Annotated in this window: 24 protein-coding genes and 1 pseudogene; 14 read left to right on the forward strand and 11 right to left on the reverse strand. The window is 70.4% G+C overall.

Annotated elements, in window-relative coordinates; translation table 11 throughout:
* Positions 1–26: 26 nt before the first annotated feature.
* From IE97_RS0116400 to IE97_RS0116410, 3 genes are all read left to right on the forward strand, one after another.
* The gene (locus tag IE97_RS0116400; protein WP_051705006.1) at positions 27–1439 is read left to right on the forward strand and encodes an MGH1-like glycoside hydrolase domain-containing protein; all 1413 of its coding nucleotides are present in this window, start codon (positions 27–29) and stop codon (positions 1437–1439) included.
* The gene (locus tag IE97_RS0116405) at positions 1436–3373 is read left to right on the forward strand and encodes a glycogen debranching N-terminal domain-containing protein (RefSeq protein ID WP_030239574.1); all 1938 of its coding nucleotides are present in this window, start codon (positions 1436–1438) and stop codon (positions 3371–3373) included. The genes IE97_RS0116400 and IE97_RS0116405 overlap by 4 nt, the downstream gene beginning before the upstream one ends.
* Before the next feature lie 354 nt (positions 3374–3727).
* Positions 3728–5626, forward strand: a complete 1899-nt coding sequence (locus IE97_RS0116410) for a sulfatase-like hydrolase/transferase (protein ID WP_051705007.1) — start codon at positions 3728–3730, stop codon at positions 5624–5626.
* Here IE97_RS0116410 and dusB read toward each other — a convergent pair whose 3' ends face one another.
* Positions 5627–6760: a tRNA dihydrouridine synthase DusB gene (gene dusB / locus IE97_RS0116415; protein WP_030239589.1), complete on the reverse strand. Its 1134-nt coding sequence runs from the start codon at positions 6758–6760 to the stop codon at positions 5627–5629.
* A gap of 77 nt (positions 6761–6837) precedes the next feature.
* Between dusB and IE97_RS0116420 the strand changes: the two genes are divergently transcribed.
* The 3 genes from IE97_RS0116420 to IE97_RS0116430 all read left to right on the forward strand — a co-directional run bounded on the left by IE97_RS0116420 (position 6838) and on the right by IE97_RS0116430 (position 10984).
* The gene (locus IE97_RS0116420) at positions 6838–8289 is read left to right on the forward strand and encodes an MFS transporter (protein ID WP_030239592.1); all 1452 of its coding nucleotides are present in this window, start codon (positions 6838–6840) and stop codon (positions 8287–8289) included.
* Between the two features lie 480 nt (positions 8290–8769).
* Positions 8770–10620: a peroxidase family protein gene (locus IE97_RS0116425; RefSeq protein WP_030239595.1), complete on the forward strand. Its 1851-nt coding sequence runs from the start codon at positions 8770–8772 to the stop codon at positions 10618–10620.
* Between the two features lie 154 nt (positions 10621–10774).
* The gene (locus IE97_RS0116430; RefSeq protein WP_030239599.1) at positions 10775–10984 is read left to right on the forward strand and encodes a hypothetical protein; all 210 of its coding nucleotides are present in this window, start codon (positions 10775–10777) and stop codon (positions 10982–10984) included.
* A gap of 19 nt (positions 10985–11003) precedes the next feature.
* On the opposite strand, the gene IE97_RS0116435 is transcribed toward IE97_RS0116430, so the two are convergent.
* From IE97_RS0116435 to IE97_RS0116445, 3 genes are all read right to left on the reverse strand, one after another.
* Positions 11004–11870 carry a GNAT family N-acetyltransferase gene (locus tag IE97_RS0116435; RefSeq protein ID WP_030239607.1) on the reverse strand — a complete coding sequence of 289 codons (867 nt, stop codon included), beginning with the start codon at positions 11868–11870 and terminating at the stop codon, positions 11004–11006.
* A gap of 337 nt (positions 11871–12207) precedes the next feature.
* Entirely contained in the window at positions 12208–12825 is a 618-nt protein-coding gene (locus IE97_RS0116440) for a LysE family translocator (RefSeq protein WP_030239609.1), read from the reverse strand.
* A gap of 136 nt (positions 12826–12961) precedes the next feature.
* Positions 12962–14344: a glycine--tRNA ligase gene (locus IE97_RS0116445; protein ID WP_030239612.1), complete on the reverse strand. Its 1383-nt coding sequence runs from the start codon at positions 14342–14344 to the stop codon at positions 12962–12964.
* 171 nt (positions 14345–14515) lie between these two features.
* Between IE97_RS0116445 and IE97_RS0116450 the strand changes: the two genes are divergently transcribed.
* Genes IE97_RS0116450 through IE97_RS0116465 form a run of 4 tightly spaced genes read left to right on the forward strand, consistent with a single transcriptional unit; the run spans position 14516 to position 17646 of the window.
* Complete coding sequence (locus tag IE97_RS0116450) at positions 14516–15478, forward strand: metal ABC transporter substrate-binding protein (RefSeq protein ID WP_030239614.1); 963 nt, start codon at positions 14516–14518, stop codon at positions 15476–15478.
* A 20-nt stretch (positions 15479–15498) separates the two neighbouring features.
* Positions 15499–16266 (forward strand): metal ABC transporter ATP-binding protein, encoded by a 768-nt coding sequence (locus tag IE97_RS0116455; protein ID WP_030239615.1) that lies wholly within the window; start codon positions 15499–15501, stop codon positions 16264–16266.
* Entirely contained in the window at positions 16266–17162 is an 897-nt protein-coding gene (locus IE97_RS0116460) for a metal ABC transporter permease (protein ID WP_030239616.1), read from the forward strand. Before IE97_RS0116455 ends, IE97_RS0116460 begins: the two co-directional genes overlap by 1 nt.
* Positions 17163–17220: 58 nt before the next feature.
* Positions 17221–17646, forward strand: coding sequence for a Fur family transcriptional regulator (locus IE97_RS0116465; RefSeq protein ID WP_030239617.1), 426 nt, complete (start codon positions 17221–17223; stop codon positions 17644–17646).
* An 83-nt stretch (positions 17647–17729) separates the two neighbouring features.
* Here IE97_RS0116465 and IE97_RS0116470 read toward each other — a convergent pair whose 3' ends face one another.
* The 4 genes from IE97_RS0116470 to IE97_RS40345 all read right to left on the reverse strand — a co-directional run bounded on the left by IE97_RS0116470 (position 17730) and on the right by IE97_RS40345 (position 19828).
* Entirely contained in the window at positions 17730–18563 is an 834-nt protein-coding gene (locus IE97_RS0116470; protein WP_030239618.1) for an isoprenyl transferase, read from the reverse strand.
* Between the two features lie 73 nt (positions 18564–18636).
* Entirely contained in the window at positions 18637–19383 is a 747-nt protein-coding gene (recO, locus tag IE97_RS0116475) for a DNA repair protein RecO (protein WP_030239620.1), read from the reverse strand.
* A gap of 26 nt (positions 19384–19409) precedes the next feature.
* Complete coding sequence (locus IE97_RS43025; RefSeq protein WP_030239621.1) at positions 19410–19625, reverse strand: hypothetical protein; 216 nt, start codon at positions 19623–19625, stop codon at positions 19410–19412.
* Positions 19622–19828, reverse strand: coding sequence for a hypothetical protein (locus tag IE97_RS40345; protein WP_078603263.1), 207 nt, complete (start codon positions 19826–19828; stop codon positions 19622–19624). Before IE97_RS40345 ends, IE97_RS43025 begins: the two co-directional genes overlap by 4 nt.
* Positions 19829–19944: 116 nt before the next feature.
* Between IE97_RS40345 and IE97_RS38510 the strand changes: the two are divergent.
* The 3 genes and pseudogenes from IE97_RS38510 to IE97_RS0116495 all read left to right on the forward strand — a co-directional run bounded on the left by IE97_RS38510 (position 19945) and on the right by IE97_RS0116495 (position 21610).
* Positions 19945–20774: pseudogene (locus IE97_RS38510) on the forward strand (helix-turn-helix domain-containing protein).
* A complete protein-coding gene (locus IE97_RS0116490) occupies positions 20756–20965 on the forward strand; it encodes a DUF397 domain-containing protein (protein ID WP_030239624.1) in 210 nt (69 codons plus the stop codon). Before IE97_RS38510 ends, IE97_RS0116490 begins: the two are co-directional and overlap by 19 nt.
* Before the next feature lie 219 nt (positions 20966–21184).
* Positions 21185–21610 carry a GNAT family N-acetyltransferase gene (locus IE97_RS0116495; RefSeq protein WP_030239626.1) on the forward strand — a complete coding sequence of 142 codons (426 nt, stop codon included), beginning with the start codon at positions 21185–21187 and terminating at the stop codon, positions 21608–21610.
* A gap of 545 nt (positions 21611–22155) precedes the next feature.
* On the opposite strand, the gene IE97_RS0116500 is transcribed toward IE97_RS0116495, so the two are convergent.
* On the reverse strand, positions 22156–23244 hold the full coding sequence (locus IE97_RS0116500; protein WP_030239628.1) for an RNA-guided endonuclease InsQ/TnpB family protein: 1089 nt from the start codon (positions 23242–23244) through the stop codon (positions 22156–22158).
* A 42-nt stretch (positions 23245–23286) separates the two neighbouring features.
* On the opposite strand from IE97_RS0116500, the gene IE97_RS0116505 reads away from it, so the two are divergent.
* On the forward strand, positions 23287–23568 hold the full coding sequence (locus IE97_RS0116505) for a hypothetical protein (protein WP_158708302.1): 282 nt from the start codon (positions 23287–23289) through the stop codon (positions 23566–23568).
* A 69-nt stretch (positions 23569–23637) separates the two neighbouring features.
* Here IE97_RS0116505 and IE97_RS0116510 read toward each other — a convergent pair whose 3' ends face one another.
* Positions 23638–24075: a VOC family protein gene (locus tag IE97_RS0116510; RefSeq protein WP_030239634.1), complete on the reverse strand. Its 438-nt coding sequence runs from the start codon at positions 24073–24075 to the stop codon at positions 23638–23640.
* 95 nt (positions 24076–24170) lie between these two features.
* Entirely contained in the window at positions 24171–24608 is a 438-nt protein-coding gene (locus tag IE97_RS0116515; RefSeq protein WP_030239636.1) for a hypothetical protein, read from the reverse strand.
* Between the last annotated feature and the right edge of the window lie 198 nt (positions 24609–24806).

The raw sequence follows: 24806 nt of genomic DNA on the forward strand, positions 1-24806 counted from the left end.
GCCGTACGTCTTTGGGAGAGCCCCGAGTGGATCGCATCGCCCAGCTCACCGCGCGTCCCGGCGGGCGCGAGATCGCATACGATCCGGCCGCCGCGCCGTCGTCCCTGCAGGTCAGGGCAGCGCAGGTGCTGGAGAGCAACTGGACGGGCAAGTCCACCGTGCCCTCGCGCAGCCTGTATCCGCACCAGTGGTCCTGGGACTCGGCGTTCATCGCGATCGGCCTGCGCCACCTCTCGCCGTCAAGGGCGCAGACGGAGCTGGAGACGCTGCTGGCGGCCCAGTGGGCGGACGGGCGGATCCCGCACATCGTCTTCAACCCCTCCGTCCCGCTCGACGCGTACTTCCCGAGCCCCGACTTCTGGCGCTCCTCGACCGCGGGACGCGCCGCGGGTGCCCCGCGCACCGTACAGACCTCCGGGATCGTGCAGCCACCGGTGCACGCGCTGGCCGCCTGGCTGGTCCACCTCGCCGACCCGGGTCTGTCCCGGGCGCGCGGCTTCCTCACCCGGGCGTATCCCCGGCTCGCGGCCTGGCATCGTTACTTGCTGCACCGGCGCGACCTGGGCGGCGGCGGGCTGGTGTCCGTCGTGCACCCCTGGGAACAGGGTATGGACAACAGCCCCTGCTGGGACCGCCCGCTGTCCCGGGTCACCCCGGCCCCCGCCCGCTCCTTCCGCCGCGCCGACCTCGACCACGGCTCCCCCGAGGACCGGCCGACGGACCTGGACTACGGGCGGTACGTGCGGCTCGCGGCGGACTACCGCGACCGGGGATACGCCGACGGCCCCGGGGACTTCGCCGTGGAGGACCCGGCGTTCAACGCCCTGCTCATCGCCTCCGAGTACGCCCTGGACGGGATCGCGCACGAGCTGGGCGTGGCGGACCCGGGTCCGCGGGACCGCGCCGAGCGGCTGACCGCCACCCTCGTGGAGCGGCTGTGGGACCCGGCCGCGGGGATGTTCCTGTGCCGGGACGTGCGCGCCGGGGAGCTCATCCCCGAGCGCGGTGTCACCGGCCTCGTCCCCCTGCTGCTGCCGGCCCTCCCCCGCGACCTCGCCACCACCCTGGTCCGCACGGTCTGCGGCCCGCACTTCGGCCTCGGCGGCACGACCCGCCTGGTGCCCAGCTACGACCTGCTCGGCGAGGCCTTCGACCCGCACCGCTACTGGCGCGGCCCGGCCTGGTTCAACACCGGCTGGCTGCTGGAGCGCGGGTTGCGGCTGCACGGCGAGCGCGGCCGGGCCGACGCCCTGCGCAAGGGCATCCTGCACGCCGCCGGCGCCTCCGGCTTCGCGGAGTACGTCGACCCGTACACGGCACAGGCCTGCGGCGCCACCGGCTTCGGCTGGACCGCCGCGCTCACGCTCGACCTGCTGCACGACCGGCCCGCAGGGGACAGAAACCGCGTCACGGCGATCAAGGGAGGGGACCGGGGATGACGGACCGGCATCATCTGCTCGTGCACGGCGGGACGTTCGCCGCCGTCGGCGACCGAGGCGACATCAGCGGCTACCGGGGCGGCAGCGCCCCGGACGGCATGTTCGTACGGGACGCACGGCATCTGAGCCGCTGGCAGCTCACCGTCGACGGCGCCGTGCCCGAGACGCTCACACCGGTGGCCGACGGGGACACCGCGGCGTGCGTCCTCGTCCCGCGCGGCGGCCGCGACGAGCCGCCCGCGTACACGCTCTTCCGCGAACAGGCCGTCGGCGACTCCTCGTTCGTCGAGGCGCTGCGTGTCACCAGCAACCGTCCCGTACCGACGACGGTCCGGCTCGCGGTCACCGCCGACGCCGACTTCACCGACCAGTTCGAGCTGCGCTCCGACCACCGCACCTACACCAAGCCCGGCGCCGTCCGCTCCCGCCGGGTCCTCGGGCACGGCGTGGAGTTCACCTACCGGCGCGGCGAGTGGCGGTCCGTGACGACCGTGACGGCCGAACCGCGGCCGGACGCCGTGGAGGAGACCGGCACCGGCGCCCGCCGCCTGGTGTGGACCCTGGACCTCGAACCGCACGGCACCGCCGAGCTGGTGCTGCGGGTCATCGCCCGCCCGCACGGCGACAAGCGCGCCCTGCGCGTGCCCCGCTCCCCCGCCGCACTCCGCGAACAGCTCCTCGCCCGGGAGGGCGATTTCATGGAGGGTGTGGCTTTCCCGAGCGGCCGGCCGGAGCTGGCCGCGGCCTGCGCCCGGGGCCTCGCCGACCTCGCCGCGCTCCAGGTCCCGGCGACCGGCCCGGACGGCGAGGAACTGCGCGTCCCCGCGGCCGGCGCCCCCTGGTTCCAGACCCTGCTGGGCCGGGACGCCCTGCTGACCTCGCTGTTCGCGCTGCCCTACCGGCCACGGCTGGCCGCCGCCACGCTGCCCGCGCTCGCCGCGACCCAGGCCACGGACTCCACCGTCAGCGAGGTCGCCCAGCCGGGCAAGATCGTGCACGAGGTACGGCACGGCGAACTGGCGCACTTCGGTCAGGTCCCCTACGCCCGCTACTACGGCTCCGTCGACGCCACGCCCCTGTTCCTCGTGCTCCTCGGCGCCTATGCGGAACAGACCGGCGACACCGCCCTGGCCCGCCGCCTCGAACCCCACGCCCGCGCCGCGGTCGGCTGGATGCTCGACCACGGCGGCCTGACCTCGCGCGGCTACCTCGTCTACCGCGCCGACCAGGGCGGCCTCGCCAACCAGAACTGGAAGGACTCCCCCGGAGCGATCTGCTCCGCCGAAGGCACCCGCCCGCACGGCCCGGTGACCGCCGCGGGCGCCCAGGGGTACGCGTACGACGCGCTGCGCCGCACGGCGTGGCTCGCGCGCACGGTGTGGCAGGACGGCACGTACGCGGACCTGCTGGAGCAGGCGGCCGGTGACCTGCGCGACCGTTTCCAGCGGGACTTCTGGATGCCGGAGCACTCCTTCCCGGCACTCGCGCTGGACGGCCGGGGCGACCAGGTCGACGCCCTCGCCTCCGACGCCGGTCACCTGTTGTGGTCGGGCCTGCTGGACAAGGAGTACGGCGAACAGGTCGGCCGGCGTCTGCTGGAGCCGGACTTCTTCTCCGGCTGGGGCGTGCGCACCCTGGCCGCCGGCCAGCCTGCCTACCACCCGCTCTCCTACCACCGCGGCTCGGTCTGGCCGCACGACAACGCGCTGATCGCACTGGGCCTGGCCCGCTACGGACTGCATGACGAGGCGCGTGCGATCGCGGGCGGCCTGGTCGACGCGGCCGCCGCGACCGGCCACCGGCTGCCGGAGGTCCTCGCGGGCTACGGCCGCGACACCCACCCGGAGCCGGTGCCGTACCCGCACGCGTGCGTGCGCGAATCCCGGTCGGCCTCGGCCCCGTTGGCGCTGCTCACCGCGGTCGGCGGCATCTGAGGCCCGGTTGGCCCGGCGTTTGCCGGGTGTTTGCCGAGCGCTGGCCCGGCGGGCTGAACACACCTGGTGCACGCCCCGTACGGAACTGAGGCGGACCCGTACCCCCACGCGGGTCCGCCACCTCACCGGGTTTCGCACGGGAAGGACCTCCGGGTGCCTGTCTTCACACGCTTCAGCGAGTCACCGGGTCCGGGTGACGTGCCCTCAGAGGCCGTATCGGAGACGCGGCGTGCCGAGACGGAGGGAGAGGAGAGGGACCCGGGTGCCGAGGGGCATCGCGACACGGGGGACGCGGGGTCGGAGCGGACATCTGCGTCGGCCCCGGGGGCGGAGCCGACATCGGAGCCGGAGTCGGTGCCACTGCCGGAGCCCGAGCCCGAGCATGCATCGGCATCGAAGCCCGCGTCGGAGCCAGAGCCCGGGCCAGAACCGGCCCCTGCGCCGACGGCAGAATCGGAGCCAGAGCCCGCGCCGGAACCGGAGCCTGCGCCGGCGGCTGGGGATCAAGCCGCCGACGCCGTACCCGTCACGCCCGCCCCCGCCGAAGCGGGTCCCCCGCCCACCCGGAGATCCCGGCTCGCCGCTCTCACCGGCCTCACAAACCTCCGCACCCGCCACCCCAACGCCTCCCGAGTCCTCTCCTGGATCACCACCACCCTCGCCGCCGTCCTGGTCCTCGGCGCCCTGCTGCTGCCCAACACCCTGCCCGGTGTCCAGCCGCGCAGCTTCACGAAGATCCCCGCGGAGGCGATCATCGGGGCCGTCGTCGTGCTGGGGCTGCCTCGCCGGCCCCGGCAGGTCGCGGCAGTGCTGTACGGGCTCGGTCTCACCGCGCTGACCGCCGTGAACCTGCTCGACATGGGGTTCAACGAGTACCTGGGCCGTGGCTTCAACGCCGCGCTCGACTGGGATCTGCTGCCCGACGCGCAGGCGTACGTCGAGGACACCCTGGGCGGCAGCGTCGCCATGGCCGCCGCCGTCGGCGCGGTCGTCCTCGTCCTGCTCCTGGCGGTCGTCATGGTGCTGGCGACGCTCCGGCTCAGCGAGCTCCTGGTTCGCCACCGGCCTTGGGCGGCCCGGGGCGCACTGATCGCCGGCACCGCCTGGATCACCTGCTCGGCCCTGGGCCTGACGCTCTTCGGCGGGCCGATCGCCTCCGAGCGGGCCGCGGGGGCCCTGCGGGTGCACGCGCAGCGGACGGTGGAGTCGCTGCGGGACGAGGCGGCGTTCGTGAAGCAGTCGAAGGCGGACAGCTTCGGCAACACCCCGCCCGACCAGTTGCTGCCGGACCTGCGCGGCAAGGACGTCATCTTCACGTTCATCGAGAGCTACGGCCGCAGCGCCGTCGAGGACCCGGTCATGGCGCCGGGTGTCGGCAGGACCCTCGACACGAGTACCAAGGCCCTGGAGAAGGCCGGTTTCGCCGCCCGCAGCGGCTGGCTGACCTCGGCCACCTACGGCGGCAGCAGCTGGCTCGGCCACTCCACGACCATGTCCGGCCTGTGGATCGACAACCAGCGCCGCTACCGCACCGTCACCGCCGGGGAGCACCTCACCCTCACCAAGGCGTTCCAGAAGACCGGCGCGTGGGACACGGTCGGCGTCATGCCCGGCGTGCAGAAGGGCTGGCCGGAGGAGAAGTGGTACGGCCTCGACAAGCTCTACGACGCCTACGACCTGGGCTACCGGGGCCCGAAGTTCAGCTGGTCCACCATGCCCGACCAGTACGCGCTGGAGGCGTTCCAGCGCCAGGTGCACGGCAGGAAGCGCGACAAGCCGCTGATGTCGTTCGTCATCCTGACCTCCAGTCACCAGCCCTGGGCGCCGATCCCGAAGATGGTCGGCTGGGACGAACTCGGCGACGGCTCGGTCTTCGACGCCGTGCAGAAGGCCGGCAACAAGGCGTCGGACATCATCACCGACACCACCAGGTCACGGCAGGAGTACGGCAAGTCCATCCAGTACTCGGTCACCAGCCTCACCCAGTGGCTGGAGCGCTACGGCACCGAGGACACCGTCCTGGTCTTCCTCGGCGACCACCAGCCCATCGCCCGGGTCAGCGGCAACCGCGCCAGCCGGGACGTGCCGGTGTCGATCGTCGCGAAGGACCCGAAGGTCCTGGACAAGGTCGCCGACTGGAACTGGACCGAGGGCCTCGAGCCGGACCGCGACGCGCCCGTGTGGAAGATGGACTCCTTCCGCGACCGCTTCCTGAAGGCGTTCGGCTCCACACCGCGCCCCTCCAAGGGCTGATCAGCCGCCGGAGGTGTCCAGCTCCGCGTCCTCGCCGACGCCCGCGCAGTCGTAGGGGTCCTTCAGCCAGCCGTCCGGCAGCACCACCCGGTTGTTGCCGGACGTACGACCCCGGGGGCCGTCGGCGCCGGCGGGCCAGGGCTGGTCGAGGTCCAGCTCGTCCAGACCCGCCCGCAGCTCCTGAAGGGACGAGGTGATGGCGAGGCGCTTGCGCATCTCGGAACCGACCGCGAAGCCCTTCAAGTACCAGGCGACGTGCTTGCGGAAGTCGACGACGCCCTTGGACTCGTCGCCGATCCACTCGCCGAGCAGCGTGGCGTGCCGGACCATGACGTCGGCGACCTCGCGCAGGGCGGGGCGGGCGATGTCCTGGGTGCGGCCCTCGAAGGCCGCGACCAGGTCCGCGAAGAGCCACGGCCGCCCGAGGCAGCCGCGCCCCACGACCACTCCGTCGCAGCCGGTCTCCCGCACCATCCGCAGCGCGTCCTCGGCGGACCAGATGTCGCCGTTGCCGAGCACGGGGATCTCCGGCACGTGCTCCTTCAGCCGGGCGATGGCGTCCCAGTCGGCGGTGCCGCCGTAGTGCTGGGCGGCGGTGCGGCCGTGCAGCGCGATGGCGGTGACGCCCTCCTCGACGGCGATCCGGCCGGCGTCGAGGTAGGTGATGTGGTCGTCGTCGATGCCCTTGCGCATCTTCATCGTCACGGGCAGGTCGCCGGCGCCGCTGACCGCCTCGCGCAGGATGGCACGCAGCAGGTTCCGCTTGTACGGGAGTGCGGAGCCGCCGCCCTTGCGTGTGACCTTCGGCACGGGGCAGCCGAAGTTGAGGTCGATGTGGTCGGCGAGGTCCTCCTCCGCGATCATGCGGACCGCCTTGCCGACCGTCGCCGGGTCCACGCCGTAGAGCTGGATGGACCGGGGGCGCTCACTCGCGTCGAAGTGAACGAGCTGCATGGTCTTCTCGTTGCGTTCGACCAGCGCCCGGGTGGTGATCATCTCGCTGACGAACAGGCCCTTGCCACCACTGAACTCCCTGCACAGGGTGCGGAAGGGCGCGTTGGTGATCCCGGCCATGGGGGCCAGGACGACGGGGGGCTGGACGGTGTGCGGACCGATCTGGAGGGGCGTGGACATTCCTCCATTGTGCCGTGCAATGAGAAGGCAAAATTCATTAGTTAGCCCAACTATCGAAATCGGCTACGATGGAGCGCATGCCCGAGCTCAGCCCCCGCCGCCGCATGCTGGTGCTCGCGATCTGCTGCATGAGCCTGCTGATCGTGAGCCTGGACAACACCGTCCTGAACGTGGCCCTGCCGTCCATGCAGCAGGACCTGCACGCGAGCACGTCCGGCCTGCAGTGGACGATCGACGCGTACACGCTCGTCCTGGCCTCGCTGCTGATGCTCGCGGGCTCCACGGCCGACCGGATCGGCCGCAAGCGCGTCTTCATGGCGGGCCTGGTGGTCTTCACCCTCGGCTCGGTGCTGTGCTCCCTCGCGCCGAACCTGGAGGCGCTGGTCGCGTTCCGCATGGTGCAGGCGGTGGGCGGCTCGATGCTGAACCCGGTCGCGATGTCGATCATCACCAACACCTTCACCGACCCGCGTGAGCGTGCCCGTGCGATCGGCGCGTGGGGCGCGGTCGTCGGCATATCGATGGCCGCCGGCCCCTTGGTCGGCGGCCTGCTGGTGGAATCGGTCGGCTGGCGCTCGATCTTCTGGATCAACCTGCCCGTGGGGCTCGCCGCCCTCCTGCTCACCCTGCGCTTCGTCCCCGAGTCCCGCGCCGGGCGGGCCCGCCGCCCCGACCCGGTCGGGCAGCTCCTGGTGATCGCCCTGTTCGGCTCCCTGACGTACGCGATCATCGAGGCGCCCACGACGCCGTTCACCTCGATCGCCCCGCTGGCCGTGATCGCCCTGGCCGCCCTCACCGGACTGCTCCTCTACGAGCCCCGTCGCGCGGAGCCACTGATCGACCTGCGGTTCTTCCGCTCGGCGCCGTTCAGCGGGGCCACGGTCATCGCGATCAGCGCGTTCGCCGCGCTCGGCGGCTTCCTGTTCCTCTCCACGCTGTACCTGCAGAACGTGCGCGGCCTGACCGCCCTGGAGGCGGGACTGTGGATGCTGCCCATGGCGGTCCCGACGTTCCTGTGCGCCCCGCTCTCCGGCCGCCTGGTGGGCACGCGCGGCCCCCGGCTGCCGCTGCTGATCGCGGGCGGCGCGATGACGACGAGCGGCGTGCTCTTCGCCGCGTTCGACGCCGAGACCTCGAACACCACCCTCTTCGCCGGCTACGCCCTCTTCGGCATCGGCTTCGGCTTCGTCAACGCCCCCATCACCAACACGGCGGTCTCCGGCATGCCCCGCGCCCAGGCGGGCGTCGCCGCGGCCGTCGCCTCCACGAGCCGGCAGCTCGGCCAGACGCTCGGTGTCGCGGTGGTGGGCGCGGTGCTCGCCTCCGGCGTGGGCGCGTCCTCGTACCGCGAGCTGTTCGTCCCGGCCGCCCGGCCGGCGTGGTGGATCATCACGGTGTGCGGTTTCGCGGTGCTGGCGCTGGGGGCGGTGACGAGCGGGCGGTGGGCTCGGGGGACTGCCGAGCGGGCGGCCGAGCGGCTGGAGGCGGCGGAGGTGCGGGACGTGATGGTGGCCGCGGAGCGTGCCTAGGTCATCGTCCGGTGCGGCGAGTGGGGGTCCCCCCTGCTCGAAGAGCTTGGGGGAGCGTGCCAGGCGCCGCGGGGCAGGCGGGACTTTCGAAACACCCCCTGGGGCACCTCTGACGGCACTTGCCGCGGTGGGCGGATCAGGTACTCGACCGTCGCCGCGATGGCGGATCGCGTCATCGGACCACTCGCGCCCGGCGCGGCGGCCACACGACGAGAACGACCAGGCCTGCCACACGCCGGGAAACCGTCACCTACAAGGACGCTGTCCCCGCCTGTGACCGGGCCGTGTTACGGCGCTGTTCCGGCATGCAGGCGAGCGGAACTTCTCCTAGGGTGAATTTCATACCGATTTACTCTCCTCCGCTGCCAATCCCGTCCCGTCCGCCGACTATCCGGGCAGAAGGCGCCGCGGTGACGGCGGAGTCCCGCGTTCCGCGAACCCGCCGGAGGACCCGCCAGGAGTGCCCCAAGGAGTACCACCATGAGCACACGACGCTCCCTCTTCCGCCGCTCCCGCTCCGCATCCGCGTCTCTTGCGGGGAGAATCGCCGGCGACCTCGCCGAGTATGTCGACCGGCGCATCGGCTGGGACAAGCTGGCCGTGCTTCCTGGCCTGGCGGTCCTCTACGGACTGCGCGTGAGGCTCCGTCAGGAGAACCTCCACGACACCACGCACCTGCCCTCGGTCAACCTTCCCGATCCGGGGCCGAAGTCCGAGAAACACAAGGTCGACCGAAGCGCCGACGGCAGCTACAACAACCTCGACGAGCCCCGGACGGGCATGGCGGGCACACGCTTCAACCGCAACTTCCCGCTGGACAGGATTCCGTCGGCCACGCCCGAGGACGTTCTCTCCCGGCCCAGCCCGCGCGAGGTCAGCCGAGCCCTGCTCACCCGCCACGAGTTGATCCCGGCCGAGTCGGTGAACTCCCTCATCGCCACCTGGCTGCAGTTCATGATCCGCGACTGGTTCAGCCACGGCACGAGTCCTGAGGACCGTCCCTGGGAAGTGCCCCTCATGGACGACGATCCCTGGCCGGAGCGCCCGATGCGGATCATGCGGACACCCGACGACCCGACCCGGGACCCGCAGGCGGGCGCCGACATGCCCGACACGCGCGTCAACGTCTCCTCCCACTGGTGGGACGCGTCACAGGTCTACGGGTCGAGTGAGGCGGAGCAACGCCAACTGCGCACCGGCGAGCTGGGCAGGCTGCGGCTGTGGGACGACGAGCAGACCCCGTTCCCCGACCCCTCGCGCGACCCGTCGCGGGTGCCCGGCTTCTGGCTGGGCCTGGTGCTCATGCAGAACCTGTTCGCCCAGGAACACAACGCCATCTGCGACCACTTGCATGCCGCGTATCCGTCCTGGGACGACGAGGAGCTGTTCCAGCGGGCGCGGCTCGTCAACTCCGCACTCATCGCCAAGATCCACACCGTGGAGTGGACGCCGGCTGTGATCAGTCATCCCACGACCGTCAAGGCCCTGCAAACCAATTGGTGGGGCCTCGCGGGGGAACGCGTCCACAACCTTCTCGGCCGGATCAGCGGCAGCGAGCTCATCAGCGGCATCCCCGGCGCCAAGACGGATCACTACGGTGCCCCGTTCGCCCTCACCGAGGAGTTCGTGGCCATCTACCGCATGCATCCGCTGATCCGCGACGATTGGCACCTGCGCTCCGCCGTCGACGACGAGACCCTGCGCCACTGCACTCTGCGTGACATCTCCGGACCCGAGGCGCTGAAGGTCCTCGAGACCACGAGCATGGCCGACCTGCTCTACAGTTTCGGCACGCTCCGTCCGGGTCTGGTCACCCTGCACAACTTCCCGAAGTTCCTCCAGGAGTTCCAGCGCCCCGACGGGCACCTGCAGGACCTCGCCGCCACCGACATCCTGCGCAGCCGGGAGCTGGGCGTCCCCCGCTACAACGAGTTCCGTCGGCTTCTGAGGATGAAGCCCGCGGCGAACTTCGAGGATCTGACGGACAATCCGGAGTGGGCCGAGGAAATCAAGCGGCTGTACGGGAACGACATCGAGAAGGTCGACCTGATGGTCGGGATGTACGCCGAGAGGCTTCCGGCCGGGTTCACCTTCAGCAACACCGCGTTCCGCATCTTCATCCTGATGGCTTCGGTCAGGTTGAGCAGTGACCGCTTCTTCACCGCGTACTACACGCCGGAGGTGTACTCCAAGGCCGGAATGGCCTGGATCGACGACAACACCATGGCCACGGTGATCCTCCGGCACCACCCGGAGCTGCGCCCGGCGCTGGCGGGGCTGAGCAACGCGTTTGTGCCATGGCACACGGCACAGTCCGGCACGGGCGGTTGACGACATCACGCGACATCACCCGACATCACCATGCTCCACGCGTCTCACAACTGGATAACTCGCTGCCGGGCCGAGCCCTGTTGATGTTGGTCTTGCTGCACACTCCTTGCTGCGAGCAGAGGGATCCGCCGGATTCCTGGACGCGGGAGACGTCGTGGCGCAGATCGACACCAGCAAGGTCAGCCGCTGGGACCAGCACGGCCGGGAGCACGTGGTGCGGGTGCAGCGCAAGGGTGTGCAGCGCACCATCAGGTGCAACACCTGCGGCTGGCGCAGAGGCGCGCAGTTCCTGCCCTGGCTGAAGGCGGAGGAGCACCTGGCGGAAGCCCACCAGGCGACGGTGGACCCGACGTCCGCGGCGTGATGTGCCGGGCAGGGCCTGGCTAGTAGAGGATCGAGGGCAGGTAGGCCCCGTCGGGTTCGTTGTACAGGCCGATGGTCATCAGGTTCATCAGCTGGACGACCTTGAGGCCGTGGGACAGGCACCACCTGAGCAGTGCGCTGTCGCCGGTGGGTACGAGCAGGCCCGGGCCGCCGAACCGCGGGGCGGCCGCGATGAGGGCCTGGAGGTCGGGAGTGGTCTCGCCCACGGCGTGTGCGAAGAAGGCGAGGTCGGTGGCGTAGCCGGTGACGCGTCCCGCGCGCTCCACGACCCGGGCGGTGCCCTGTTTGAGCGCGTCGGCGACCTCGCCGCCGCGGTCGACGCCGTGGACCTGCCGGCACACGTCGTTGCAGGCGCCGAGGTCCGCGTCCGTGGCCTCCCGCACCGTGTATCCGGGCATCGCTTCCCGGAGCGGCGGTCCCTGTACGCAGGCCAGTGTGACCCGGTGGACGAAGCCCAGGCTCACGTACAGGGAGAACGACCTGGTGTGGTAGCCGCTCTGCAGGAGCCGGATGCCGGGCGCCCCGCGCTCGGTGGCCCGGTCCATGACGTCCCGCATGAGGCGGCGGCCCACGCCCGCGTTCTGCGCCGTGGGGTCGACGGTGATGGGTCCGACCCCGGCGACGGCCGAGCGTTCGTCGAGGAAGTTGCTGCCCACGATCCGCCCGTCGAGCTCGGCGACGACACCGTAGAAACCCGGGTGGGTCAGGGCGCCCTCGATCACCGCGACACCCGCCTCCGGGCTCGGGAAGTCGGGTGGGAACGCGTGCTTCCCGGCGATGCCGGCGAAGGCCTCGTAGCAGATCCGGCCGCACTCCGCGGCGTCGTCGGCGGTACCCGGGCGCAGTGTGAGATCCACGATCGCCATCCCCTTCTTTCGCGCGTCCCGCGCGGCGACCCGCCCCTCGCTCCCCATCCTGTGCCCCTGCCGTCCCGGGCGCACCCGGTGGGCGGCTGAGCGGCAGCGTGGCCCCGGCACCGCCTGCCGCCGACCGCCCACCGGCCGTCCCGGCCTCACGCCAGGTGCCGGTCCCCCTTCAGGTGCCGGTCCAGGAACCGGCACCCGTCCTCCATCGGAGCGGCGGGATCGGGTCCAGGGGGGCGCCCCCTAGGCCCGCAGCCCCCGCACCACCAGGTCCATGACCGCCGCGAAATCCCCCTCGCTCCCGGGCTCCTCCCGCTCCCGGGCATAGCACGGAGCCCGGTCACCGCGCCGTGAACGCCAGCTTCGCTCCGAGTGCCACGAAGGATCCGGCGAAGCCCCGCCGCAGCCACGCCATCACCCGCGGCCGGCCCACGACATGACGGCGCACCGACGCCGCCAGCACCCCGTACGCGGCGAACACGACGAAGGTCGCCAGCATGAACACACCGCCCAGCCCCGCCATCCGCAGGACCGCGTGCGGCTCCCCGGGGCTCACGAACTGCGGCAGGAACGCGAAGAAGAAGATCGTCAGTTTCGGGTTGAGGATGTTGATCAGCACACCCCGCACGATCACCCGCCGCGCCGGCAAGGGCGCCGACGCCCGCTCCTCCTCCACCACGAGCGCCTCCTTGTCCCGCACCGTCGCCCACGCCATGTACAGCAGGTAGGCGACACCGGCGTACTTCAGCACCTGGAAGGCGGTCGCGCTCGCGTGCAGCAGTGCGGCCACCCCGGTGACCGTGGCCAGCAGATGCGGCACGATCCCGAGCGTGGACCCGACGGCCGCGACGACACTCGCACGCCGCCCCCGGGACAGCGCGGCGGCGAGGGTGTAGACGACGCCGGTGCCCGGGGTGGCCACGACGACGAGGGTGGTCAGCAGAAAAGCGATGCTCATGCGCTCACCCTGGCGCCGCCCCGGGCGGGGAAACAGGGCCAATCGACGGCGGCCTTACAGGACCAGTCAGGCCCCACAACGCGACGGTGCCGGGCCCTCCGAAGAGGACCCGGCACCGTGGTACGGCAGACAGCGATCAGCAGCCGACCAGCCGGGCCGCCAGGTAGCCCTCGATCTGGTCGAGGGAGACGCGCTCCTGCTTCATCGAGTCACGCTCGCGGACGGTGACCGCGTTGTCCTCCAGCGTGTCGAAGTCGACGGTCACGCAGAACGGCGTGCCGATCTCGTCCTGGCGGCGGTAGCGGCGGCCGATGGCGCCGGCGTCGTCGAACTCGATGTTCCAGTTCTGCCGCAGGGTCTGGGCGAGGCCCTTGGCCTTCGGCGACAGCTCGGGGTTGCGGGACAGCGGGAGCACCGCGACCTTCACCGGGGCGAGACGGTGGTCGAGCCGCAGCACGGTCCGCTTCTCCATCTTGCCCTTGGCGTTGGGCGCCTCGTCCTCGATGTAGGCGTCCAGGAGGAACGCCAGCATCGCGCGGCCGACACCGGCCGCGGGCTCGATGACGTACGGCGTCCAGCGCTCACCGGCCTCCTGGTCGAAGTAGGTGAGGTCCTGGCCGGAGGCCTTGGAGTGGGCGCCGAGGTCGTAGTCGGTGCGGTTGGCGACGCCCTCGAGCTCGCCCCACTCACTGCCGCCGAACTGGAAGCGGTACTCGATGTCGGCGGTGCGCTTGGAGTAGTGGGAGAGCTTCTCCTTCGGGTGCTCGTACCACCGCATGTTCTCCTCGCGCAGGCCGAGACCGGTGTACCAGTTCCAGCGCTGCTCCATCCAGTACTCCTGCCACTTCTCGTCCTCGCCCGGCTTGACGAAGAACTCCATCTCCATCTGCTCGAACTCGCGGGTGCGGAAGATGAAGTTGCCGGGCGTGATCTCGTTGCGGAAGGACTTGCCCATCTGGGCGATGCCGAACGGCGGCTTGCGGCGCGAGGTGGTCTGCACCTGGGAGAAGTTGGTGAAGATGCCCTGCGCGGTCTCGGGCCGCAGGTAGGCGACGGAGCCGGAGTCCTGGGTCGGGCCGAGGTGCGTGGACAGCAGGCCCGAGAACTGCTTGGGCTCGGTGAACTGGCCCTTGTTGCCGCAGTTGGGGCAGTTGACGTCGGCCAGGCCGTTCTCCGGGGCGCGGCCCTTCTTCTCCTCGTACGCCTCCTCCAGGTGGTCCGCGCGGAACCGCTTGTGGCAGGAGGTGCACTCGGTCAGCGGGTCCGTGAAGGTGGCGACATGGCCGGACGCGACCCAGACCTCGGGGGCCAGGATCACGGACGAGTCGATGCCCACGACGTCCTCGCGCGACGTCACCATGTAGCGCCACCACTGGCGCTTGAGGTTCTCCTTGAGCTCGACACCCAGGGGGCCGTAGTCCCAAGCGGCGCGCTGACCGCCGTAGATCTCACTACAGGGGAATACGAAGCCACGGCGCTTGCTCAGGCTGACGATGGTGTCGATCTTGTCGGCGGCCACGGTGCTCTCTTCATTACGACGACGGGCGACGAAGCGAGTTGCTTCCAGCGAATGCTTCAGGTTACCGGCGGGGACGCCCCCTCAATCAAATCGCTCCCCCTCCGTGGACCTCAAGGCCCTGCTCAGGCTCTTTGTTGACAACGGTTTCCATATTTGTTGAAAATGAGTGTCATGAACGTACGACGACGCCTCATACCCGCCGCCCTGGCCTCCGCTCTCGGCCTCGGCGCCCTGACCGCCTGCTCCAGCGACAGCGCGGCGACGGGCAACACGGACAAGTTCGACGTCGTCGCGTCGTTCTACCCGATGGCGTTCCTCGCCGAGCAGATCGGCGGCGACCACGCGAACGTCACCAGCCTGACCGAGCCCGGCCAGGAACCGCACGACCTGGAGATCAGCACCCAGCAGCGGGCGCAGCTCGAGGAGGCCGACGCGGCGCTCTACCTCAAGGGCCTCCAGCCCGCCGTCGACGAGGCCGTCTCGCAGACCGGCATCAAGACGAAGATCGACGCGGCCACCCTGACCCACCTCGAGGACCACGGCACCGGCGGCCACAGCCACGAGGGCGAGGAAGGCCACTCCGAGGAGACCTCCCCCGAGGAGGAGGAGCACGCCCGCGACCCGCACGTCTGGCTCGACCCGGTGAAGTACGCCGAGATCGCGCAGGGCGTCGGCAAGGCCTTCGAGAAGGCCGACCCCGACCACGCGGCCGACTACAAGAAGAACACCGAGGCCCTGGTCAAGAAACTGAACGGGCTGAACAGCGACTTCGAGAACGGCCTGAAGAACACCAAGACCAAGGTCTTCTTCACCAACCACGCCGCCTTCGGCTACCTCGCCGAGCGCTACGGCCTCACCCAGGAGGCCATCTCCGGCATGGACCCCGAGAGCGAGCCCAGCGCCGCCCGGGTCAAGGAGCTCCAGCAGGAGGCCAGGGCCGACGGCGTCACCACCGTCTTCTACGAGACACTGGTCTCCGACAAGACCGCGAAGACCCTCGCCCGGGACGCGAAGCTGAAGACGGACGTCCTCGACCCGCTCGAGGGCATCACCGACAAGTCCCGCGGCGACGACTACTTCCAGGTCATGGAATCCAACCTCAAGGCCCTCCGGACGGCCCTGGGAGCCAAGTGATCGACTCAACGGAGGACGGCATGACCGAGCCCGTCATATCCCTGCGCGGCGTCCGCGCGGACCTGGGCTCGCGCCCCGTCCTGCGTGGCATCGACCTCACCGTGCGGCGCGGCGAGGTCGTCGCCCTGCTCGGCGCGAACGGCTCCGGCAAGTCGACGGCCGTGCGCAGCGTCATCGGCCAGGTGCAGATCGGTTCCGGCGAGATCGAGCTGTTCGGCACGGACCGCAGGCGGTTCCGCGACTGGCAGCGGGTGGGCTACGTCCCGCAGCGCACCACGGCCGCCGGCGGGGTGCCGGCCACCGTGACCGAGGTGGTCTCCTCCGGCCGCCTGTCCCGGGCCCGCTTCGGCGTGCTGCGCAAGGCGGACCACGCGGCCGTACGGCGGGCCCTGGAGCTGGTCGGCATGGCGGACCGGGCCAAGGACTCGGTCGACGCCCTCTCCGGCGGCCAGCACCAGCGCGTCCTGATCGCGCGTGCCCTCGCCTCCGAACCCGAACTGCTGATCATGGACGAGCCGATGGCCGGCGTCGACCTGGCCAGCCAGGAGGTGCTCGCGCACACGCTGCGGGAGCAGGTCGGCCAGGGCACGACCGTGCTGCTCGTGCTGCACGAACTGGGCCCCCTGGAGCCGCTCATCGACCGGGCGGTCGTCCTGCGCGACGGCTGCGTCGTCCACGACGGCCCGCCCCCGAAGGCCGTCGGGCAGCACGCCCTGCCCGGCCACGACCACGTGCACCCGCACGCACCCGCGGGCGCCGAACCCCTCCGCACGGGACTGCTGAGCTGATGGACATCCTCGACTACGCCTTCATGCAGCGGGCCCTGCTCGCCGCCGTCCTGGTCGGCATCACCGCCCCCGCGGTGGGGATCTACCTGGTCCAGCGCCGCCAGGCCCTGATGGGCGACGGCATCGGCCACGTCGCGATGACCGGCGTCGGCCTCGGCTTCCTGCTGACCTGGTCCCCGGTGTGGATGGCGGCCCTGGTCTCCATCCTCGGCGCGGTCCTCATGGAGCTGATCCGCTGGTACGGCAGGACCCGCGGCGACATCGCCCTCGCGATGCTGTTCTACGGCGGCATGGCCGGCGGTGTGATGTTCATCAACCTCGCGCCGACCGGCTCCAACGCCAACCTGACGTCGTACCTGTTCGGCTCCCTGTCGACGGTGTCCGAGTCGGACGTCACGGCGATCTGCGTGCTGGCCGCCTTCGTCGTCCTGGTCACCCTCGGCCTGCGCCGGCAGCTGTTCGCCGTCAGCCAGGACGAGGAGTTCGCCCGGGTGACGGGCCTGCCGGTGCGCGCCCTGAACCTGCTGACGGCGGTCACCGCGGCCGTCACGGTGACCGTGGCGATGCGCGTGGTCGGCCTGCTGCTGATCAGCGCGCTGATGGTGGTGCCGGTCGCGGCCGCCCAGCAGATCGGCCGCAGCTTCGCCGTCACCTTCGTGATCGCCGTCGCGATCGGCGTGAGCGTGACGATCGGCGGCACGGTCACCTCGTACTACCAGGACGTGCCGCCCGGCGCGACGATCGTGCTGCTGACCATCGGCGCCTTCATCGTGCTGACGGCGCTCGCCGCCCCGCTGGCCCGCCGCCGCGCCCGGTCCGCCGCGCACGGCACGACGGACCCGGCGGAGTGCGCTATTCCGGGCACCCGGGAAACGTCCGACGAAGTCGGCGTCTGACCGCCCCCACCCCGGACTGGCACAATGGCCCGGGCAAGGCAGACGTGAGGAGGCAACGGTGACGACCGCTGGACCGTCCGTGAAGGGCCGCGCCACCAAGCAGCGGGCCGCTGTGGCGGCGGCCCTGCAGGAGGTCGACGAGTTCCGCAGCGCGCAGGAACTGCACGACATGCTCAAGCACAAGGGCGACTCGGTCGGGCTCACCACGGTCTACCGCACCCTCCAGTCCCTCGCCGACGCCGGCGAGGTCGACGTCCTGCGCACCGCCGACGGCGAGTCCGTCTACCGCCGCTGCTCCACCGACGACCATCACCACCACCTGGTGTGCCGCGGCTGCGGCAAGGCCGTCGAGGTGGAGGGCCCGGCCGTGGAGAAGTGGGCGGAGTCCATCGCCGCCGAGCACGGCTATGTGAACGTGGCCCACACGGTGGAGATCTTCGGCACGTGCGCGGACTGCGCGGCGGCAGCGAAGTCAGACAGCTAGGAAGCCAGGAAGCCGGCAACAACTGGCACGGCCCGGCTGCCACGGAAGGGGCCGCCGGGCCGAGTGAGGTCGGTGAGTGTGGCCTACTGCTGCTTGCCCTCCATGGCCAGCAGCTCCTCGTTCGGGATGGCACCGCCGAACCGCCGGTCCCGGGAGGCGAACTCCAGGCACGCCCGCCACAGGTCACGCCGGTCGAAGTCCGGCCACAGCACGTCCTGGAAGACCATCTCGGCGTAGGCGCTCTGCCAGAGCAGGTAGTTGGAGGTGCGCTGCTCGCCGCTGGGACGCAGGAACAGGTCGACGTCCGGCATGTCCGGGTAGTACATGTACTTCGCGAAGGTCTTCTCGTTGACCTTGGACGGGTCGAGCTTCCCGCTCTTCACGTCCTCGGCCAGCGCCTGCGCCGCGTCGGCGATCTCGGCCCGCCCCCCGTAGTTCATGCAGAAGTACAGCGTGAGCCGGTCGTTCCCCTTGGTCTGCTCCTGGGCGATCTGGAGCTCCTTGGCGACCGAGCGCCACAGCTTGGGCATACGGCCCACCCAGCGCACCCGGATGCCCAGCTCGTCGAGCTGGTCGCGGGTCTTGCGGATGAAGTCCCGGTTGAAGTTCATCAGGAAGCGCACCTCGTCCGGCGACCGCTTCCAGTTCTCCGTGGAGAAGGCGTACAGGGAGATGGCGCCGACGCCCATCTCGATGCCGCCCTGGAGCACGTCGAGCACCCGCTCGGCGCCGACCTTGTGCCCCTCGGTGCGCGGCAGCCCCCGGTCCTTGGCCCACCGCCCGTTGCCGTCCATGACGATCGCCACATGCTTGGGCACGAGCTCCGCGGGGAGCTTCGGCGGCCGCGCGCCGGACGGGTGCGGCTCCGGCGTCCTGTAGTCCGGGCGCTGCCGCCCCAGGATCCCGCGTACGGCCATGTGTGTCTCGTCTCCTCGTGCTCGCTTGCTTCTGTGCAGCTCTGCTTCTCTGCAGCTCTGTTTGCCTGCTGCTCTACTTCTCGACGTAGCGCAGGGAGCGCAGCCCGCGCTCCATGTGCCAGTGCAGATACGCCGACACCAGCCCGCTGCCCTCCCGGACGTACCGCGCCTCGCAGGCGTCCGCGGTCTCCCAGTCTCCCGTAAGCAGCGCCCCGAGGAGTTGCAGGGCCTGGGGCGAGGGTACGACGCTGCCGGGCACCCGGCAGTCCACGCAGACGGAACCGCCCGACGCGACCGAGAAGAACCGGTTGGGTCCGGGCATGCCGCACTTGGCGCAGTCACTGAAGCTCGGGGCGTACCCGTTGACGGCGAGGGACCGCAGCAGGAACGCGTCGAGCACGAGATGCGGCGCGTGCTCGCCCCGGGAGAGGGTCCGCAGCCCGCCGACGAGCAGCAGGTACTGCTGGACGGCCGGCTCCCCCTCGTGGTCGGTGAACCGCTCGGCGGTCTCCAGCATCGCGGTCCCCGCGGTGTACCGGGCGTAGTCGCTGACGATCCCGCCACCGTAGGGTGCGATCGTCTCACTCTGCGTGCACAGCGGCAGCCCGCGTCCGACGAGCTCGCTCCCCTTCGCGAAGAACTGCACGTCGACGTGGGAGAACGGTTCGAGGCGGGCGCCGAACTTGGACTTCGTCCGGCGCACCCCCCGGGCCACCGCCCGTACCCGGCCGTGACCGCGAGTGAGCAGCGTGATGATCCGGTCCGCCTCACCCAGCTTCTGGGTGCGCAGCACGATGCCGTCGTCGCGGAACAGACTCATGGCGCCATTCTCGCAGGGCCGTCACGTCAAGGGACCTCGCCCCTGCTGCGAGCGTTGGCGTACGCGGTCGCCGCGCGCAGCCGCTCCGCCGGGGTGGCCTGCCGGACGGCACCGGGGTCGACGTCCCACTCCCTGCCGCCCCCGTGCGGCCTTAACTGCACATAGGGCCCCTCATGCCCCATGACGATGCCGACCCGTCCACTGCTCATGTCCACGACGTACACGCCGACCGGGGGCTTCACCGCAGCACCGCCGCGAGCCGACGTGCGGTCTCGACGGAACACCGGCCCAATTCCACGAGCGGGCAGGGCACTTCCCGCGCAAGACTCACCGGGTCGACTCCCAGTGACGGCAGGACAATTCCTGCCTTGGCGAGTTCTGCCCGCAATTCTTTCACCGCGTCCTCCGCTTCTTCGACACAGAGCGCCGAGTGTCGTGCCTCCACCGTGCTCCCCTTCCTCTTCCGGTTTTACTCTTCGTGTCTCCACGATGACGCTCCGCGCCTACACTCGGGAGGGGGCTGAGCCCTACAACTACGGTGCAGCGCAAAGGGGTCCGGTAATGGCCAACGGTTCTCGGCAGGCGGCGTGGGAGTTCTTCGGCACGGAACTGAAACGACGGAGGGAGGACACCGGCCTCACCCAGGTGGAGCTGGGCTCCCGGGTGTTCGTCTCCGGCGGCTACATCGGCCAGTTCGAACAGGCCATTCGCAAACCACAGTTGGATGTGGCCCAGCGGATCGACGGGGTGCTGCAAACCGGCGGTATTTTCGAGCGGTTGTGCAGGAAGCTGATTGACGACAAGCGGTATGCGGAGTATTTCGCCGGGTTGTGGAGCTGGAGAGGCAGGCCACGGCGATCTGCGAGTTCGAACCGACCGTCGTGCCGGGGCTCCTCCAAACACCGGCGTACACAAGAGCTCTCACTCTGGCGACGCATCCATTCGCGACGGACGAGTTCATCGAGGAGCGAGTCGCCGCCCGCGTGGAACGCGCCCAGATCCTCAGTGGCACTACCAGGCCGGTGTATTGGGTGGTGGTCCACGAGACCGTACTGCGCGTACCGGTAGGCGGGCCGGACGTCACGGCCCGGGCTCTCGACCACATGGCCGACCTCGCGGACGCGCACAAGGTGGTGCTGCAGGTGCTTCCGTTCTCCGCAGGGGCCCCTGCCAACAACGGCTCGCTACGGCTCATGGAGTTCGAGGACGCGCCGCCGGTCGCCTATACAGAGACCTCGTTCTCAGGGACGTTGGTCGACGATCCGGCCATGGTGAAGCGTGCGGAGCGCGCCTACGATCTGCTCAGGGGCGCCGCACTGTCGCCGGAGGCGTCCCTCGCCCTGGTCCGATCGGCGGCTGAGGACTTCAGACGATGCGCGAGTACGACCTGAGCAACGCCCGCTGGCGCAAGAGCAGCTACAGCAACGGCGACGGCGGCAACTGCGTCGAAGTCGCCGACGGAACCCCCGGGTTGGTCCCCGTCCGGGACAGCAAGCTGACACCCGACGGCGGACCCGTACTCCTGGTCGGGTCGGATGCCTGGAGGGCGTTCATACGCACGGTCGGGGCCGCCCGCTTCTGAGTCAGTGTCGTGCTTCCGCGAGCCGAGTAAAGGGCGCTGCGCGCCGACTGCGCCGCTGGCCCTGCGGGCCACCCTTGACTCGGCCCACGGAAGCACGGTGAAGAAGCGAACGAACGGCCCGGAAGAACGGGTGGCCAGGGACACAGGCCCTCAGGCCAACTGTGTGGCCGCTCGGCGATGATGCGGGATGATCCACCCGTGGACACGGAGGCATGGGGCATGCGCCCGGCGGAGCAGTCGGACGTCGAGGCGATAGCGGAGCTGCGGGCGGTGGTGATGCGCCCTGACCTGGAGCGGTTGGGCCGCTACGACGAGCACCGGGTCAGGCAGCGCCTGCGCGACGGTTTCTCGCCCCGGCACACGTCGATCATCACGACCAACGGCACCTTCGCGGGCAGTGTCACACTGCGCCCGTCCGACGACGCCCACTGGCTGGAGCACTTCTATCTCGCCCCGGAGGTCCAAGGCCGAGGCCTCGGCTCGGCAGTCCTCCGCACCCTCCTCACCAGGACGGACACCACCGGCGACCCCGTCCGCCTGAACGTCCTCCAGGGCAGCCCGGCCCGCCGCCTCTACGAACGCCACGGTTTCGTGATCGAAACCCAGGACCCGGTCGACATCTTCATGCTCCGCCTCCCCTCGTGACCCGGCCGGGCCGAGGCGCCTGACGAACCCGCAAGTGGAGCAACTGGGCCACCCCAACCCGCCATCTACAGGCCACCGCTGTCCCAAACGCTCCACTCTTCGCCGCCTCACCCCACACCCACCCCACACCACCCCACCTCGGAACACACCGTCAGCCGCCGAGACCAGCCGGCGTGCATGCGAGGCGCGGCCGCGCCCGTCCACGCCGGTCAGCGACGTAACGGGCCGTAGACGCGGTCAGACCTCGGCCACCCGCCTTTCCGGGCCGTCCGCTCGCTTCTCTCCCGTGATTCCGTGAGCCGAGTCAAGGGTCGGCCGGAGGCCGATCGGCGAAGCCGACGCGCAGCGCCCTTTACTCGGCTCACGGAATCACGACACTGGCCAGGAAGCGGGCGGCCCGGCAGCAGCGCCCCGAGGGACAAACGGGGTGGGGGTAAACCCCCTGTTGTTTACGGGAGTTGGCCGGATATGGCGTGAAGTCGGGGAGTGGGAGAGTCGACAGGCTCATCCCTTGGCTTCCTCCCCCTCGTGAACGAGGGGGATTCCTACGGCTCGCGCCGTGGGGTTTTCTGCTTCATTGCCGACTGCCCGCCCGGAGTTCTCCGTTGAGGTCTTACACCGGCTCCACAGACAGACACCGCCAGCCCGGCGGCCAGAAGGTTGTTCGCCGCGTTCACGAAGCGGTCCACCGCGATCACGTCCCGCCCGTACCAGCCGGCCTTGTACTCCAGCATGCTCCGGAACTGGGCCCACGCGGCATCGCTGATCGCGCGGGCCAGACTCCGGTTCCTGACCATGGTGCGCACGGTCAGGTCCTCGATCACGAGCGTTTGGTTCTCACGCACGAGTCGAGTGGTCAGCTTGTGCAGCACATCCCGCCTGCGGTCGGCGATCCGGGCGTGGATCTTCGCGACCTTCGCCCGCGCCTTGCGTCGGTTGGCGCCATCACCCTTGGCCTTGCGGGACAGTCCCCGCTGGGCCTTCGCCAGGCGGACGCGGTCACGGCGCTCGTGCCGGGGGTTGGCGATCTTCTCCCCGGTCGACAGGGTCAGCAGGTGATTCAGACCGACATCGATGCCGACCGCCGTGGTCGTGGGCGCGAGCGGCTTGACGGCAGGGTCCTCGCACAGCAGCGAGACGAACCAGCGCCCGGCGCTGTCCCTGCTCACGGTCACCGTGCTCGGCGATGCCCCCTCGGGCAGGGGCCGGGACCAGACGATGTCCAGCGGATCGGCCATCTTCGCCAGCGTCAGCCGGCCGTCACGGAACCTGAACGCCGAGGAGGTGTATTCCGCGCTCGCCCGGGACTTCTTCTTCACCTTGAAGCGCGGATACCTGGCCCGTTTGGCGAAGAAGTTCGCGAAGGCGGTCTGCAGGTGCCGCAGCGCCTGCTGCAGCGGAACGCAGGACACCTCGTTCAGGTAGGCCAGTTCCTCGGTCTTCTTCCACGCGGTCAGCATGGCCGAGGTCTGGTTGTAGTTGACCCGCTCCTGCCGCGCCCACGCCTCGGTGCGGGCCGCGAGGGCCATGTTGTAGACCTTGCGCACGCACCCGAACGTGCGCGACAGCTCCGCTGCCTGCGCATCGGTCGGATAGAAGCGGTACTTGAAGGCCCGCTTCACACGAGTGGCCATAACTCACAAAATAGCGCATCAACTTGTGAGTATGCATCGATAGTGCGGAACACCTATGACCTGGTCGGGTTCGCACCACGCGGCATGGCACCGTCCAGTGCGGCCAGCTGTGGGTTCAAGAGCAAGGACCTCGCCCCCGCCAAACTGCCCTGGCCCATCGCGGATGGTTCCGTCAGCGAGGCCATGCTTCGGCGCGCCTTCGGCGACCGGGCCGTCTCCCGCTTCCTGGCGACGGGTGAGCGCCCTGATCGAGACACGTACTGCGCCGGGAAGGCCGATGAAGATCCTGCTCTGGCCGCCCGGCTCGCCCTGGATTGCCGGTAAATATCAGTCGCCATGAACCGGTGCAAGACGGGCGTGATTTCAAGATCTTCAGGACATTTCTAGGGCAGGTCAGCGCCGGGCGAGGGGTGCCGGGGCCTCCTGGACGGCCCAGCCGTTGCCGTCGGGGTCCTGGAAGAAGAGGAAGGAGTTCCAGCTGTCCTCGCCCCGGCCCTCTGCCCAGCCCGACGCGCTCACGTGCTGGACCGGCGTCACCTCCACCCCGCGTGCGGCGAGCTCCGCCCTGGCCTTCTCGATGTCCGTGACGCAGAGCTGGAGGCCCTGCAGCGGCCCGGGGGCTGTGCGGGGCCGCCCCGGTGGGTCCGGCATCCCGGACTGCAGCACGATGGAGCAGCGGGAGCCGGGCGGGGTGAGCTGGACGAAGCGGCCCACGCCCTCGAAGAACGGCGCGTCGATCTCCGCGCGGAAACCGCACCGGTCCACGTAGAAGGCCTTGGCCCGGTCCAGGTCGGTGACCGGGACGACGACCACCTCAAGGGTCCACTCCATACGCGCACCTCCTCGGTCGGCATCGGCCCCATGGTCCCTCCGCTACGCGGGCCGCGCCCGTCGGGCGAGTCCGGGTGCCGTGCCGAAGGAGAGGCTCATCCCTCGCCGAACCGGCGCACGTACCGCGACTGCCAGGGCGTTTCCACCGCCCGCCGGTCGTAGTGCTCGCGGACGTACGCCACGGCCTCCCCCGCCGGTACGCCATCCAGCACCGCCAGGCAGGCCAGGGCCGTGCCCGTCCGGCCCCGACCACCCCCGCAGGCGATCTCCACCCGCTCCCCGGCGGCCCGTTCCCATGCCCCCCGCAGTGCCACCCGGGCCGCTGCCCGGTCCGCCGGGAGGCGGAAGTCGGGCCAGCGGATCCAGTCCGACTCCCACGGAACCTCAGGGGGCTGCCTGCCGAGCAGGTAGAGGCCGTAGGCGGGGAGGGGTGCTGTGGGGTCCATGGGATGGCGGAGGCCCCGGCCCCGCACCAGGCGGCCGGAAGGCAGTCGCAGGACGCCGGCGTCGCTCTCGCTCCACAGTTGGCTCACGTCCCTCATCATCCTCTGTTCTCTTCTCCGACGAGCTGATAAAGCGTCAATTCATGTCATCGCACAGCGCCATTGGTCGCACCTGTGGCAGATACGCCATTCGTGTTCGCTCCCTTGACCGCCCCCACGGCCGCTCCTAAGGTCACGCTGTCCGCAGGACGTAGGACGTCGGATCTCCGCAGTCACTCCCTCCCCCTC

This window comes from Streptomyces sp. NRRL S-455, assembly GCF_000717875.1.
Lineage (GTDB): Bacteria > Actinomycetota > Actinomycetes > Streptomycetales > Streptomycetaceae > Streptomyces.

Coding starts and splice junctions, on each gene's coding strand:
- IE97_RS0116455 (WP_030239615.1), top strand. CDS start 15,499: ATGACCGAGCCCGTCATATCCCTGCGCGGCGTCCGCGCGGACCTGGGC.
- IE97_RS0116450 (WP_030239614.1), top strand. CDS start 14,516: ATGAACGTACGACGACGCCTCATACCCGCCGCCCTGGCCTCCGCTCTC.
- IE97_RS0116460 (WP_030239616.1), top strand. CDS start 16,266: ATGGACATCCTCGACTACGCCTTCATGCAGCGGGCCCTGCTCGCCGCC.
- IE97_RS0116490 (WP_030239624.1), top strand. CDS start 20,756: ATGCGCGAGTACGACCTGAGCAACGCCCGCTGGCGCAAGAGCAGCTAC.
- IE97_RS0116470 (WP_030239618.1), bottom strand. CDS start 18,563: ATGGCCGTACGCGGGATCCTGGGGCGGCAGCGCCCGGACTACAGGACG.
- IE97_RS0116420 (WP_030239592.1), top strand. CDS start 6,838: ATGCCCGAGCTCAGCCCCCGCCGCCGCATGCTGGTGCTCGCGATCTGC.
- IE97_RS0116425 (WP_030239595.1), top strand. CDS start 8,770: ATGAGCACACGACGCTCCCTCTTCCGCCGCTCCCGCTCCGCATCCGCG.
- recO (WP_030239620.1), bottom strand. CDS start 19,383: ATGAGTCTGTTCCGCGACGACGGCATCGTGCTGCGCACCCAGAAGCTG.
- IE97_RS0116495 (WP_030239626.1), top strand. CDS start 21,185: ATGCGCCCGGCGGAGCAGTCGGACGTCGAGGCGATAGCGGAGCTGCGG.
- IE97_RS0116500 (WP_030239628.1), bottom strand. CDS start 23,244: ATGGCCACTCGTGTGAAGCGGGCCTTCAAGTACCGCTTCTATCCGACC.
- IE97_RS0116440 (WP_030239609.1), bottom strand. CDS start 12,825: ATGAGCATCGCTTTTCTGCTGACCACCCTCGTCGTCGTGGCCACCCCG.
- dusB (WP_030239589.1), bottom strand. CDS start 6,760: ATGTCCACGCCCCTCCAGATCGGTCCGCACACCGTCCAGCCCCCCGTC.
- IE97_RS0116510 (WP_030239634.1), bottom strand. CDS start 24,075: ATGGAGTGGACCCTTGAGGTGGTCGTCGTCCCGGTCACCGACCTGGAC.
- IE97_RS0116435 (WP_030239607.1), bottom strand. CDS start 11,870: ATGGCGATCGTGGATCTCACACTGCGCCCGGGTACCGCCGACGACGCC.
- IE97_RS0116405 (WP_030239574.1), top strand. CDS start 1,436: ATGACGGACCGGCATCATCTGCTCGTGCACGGCGGGACGTTCGCCGCC.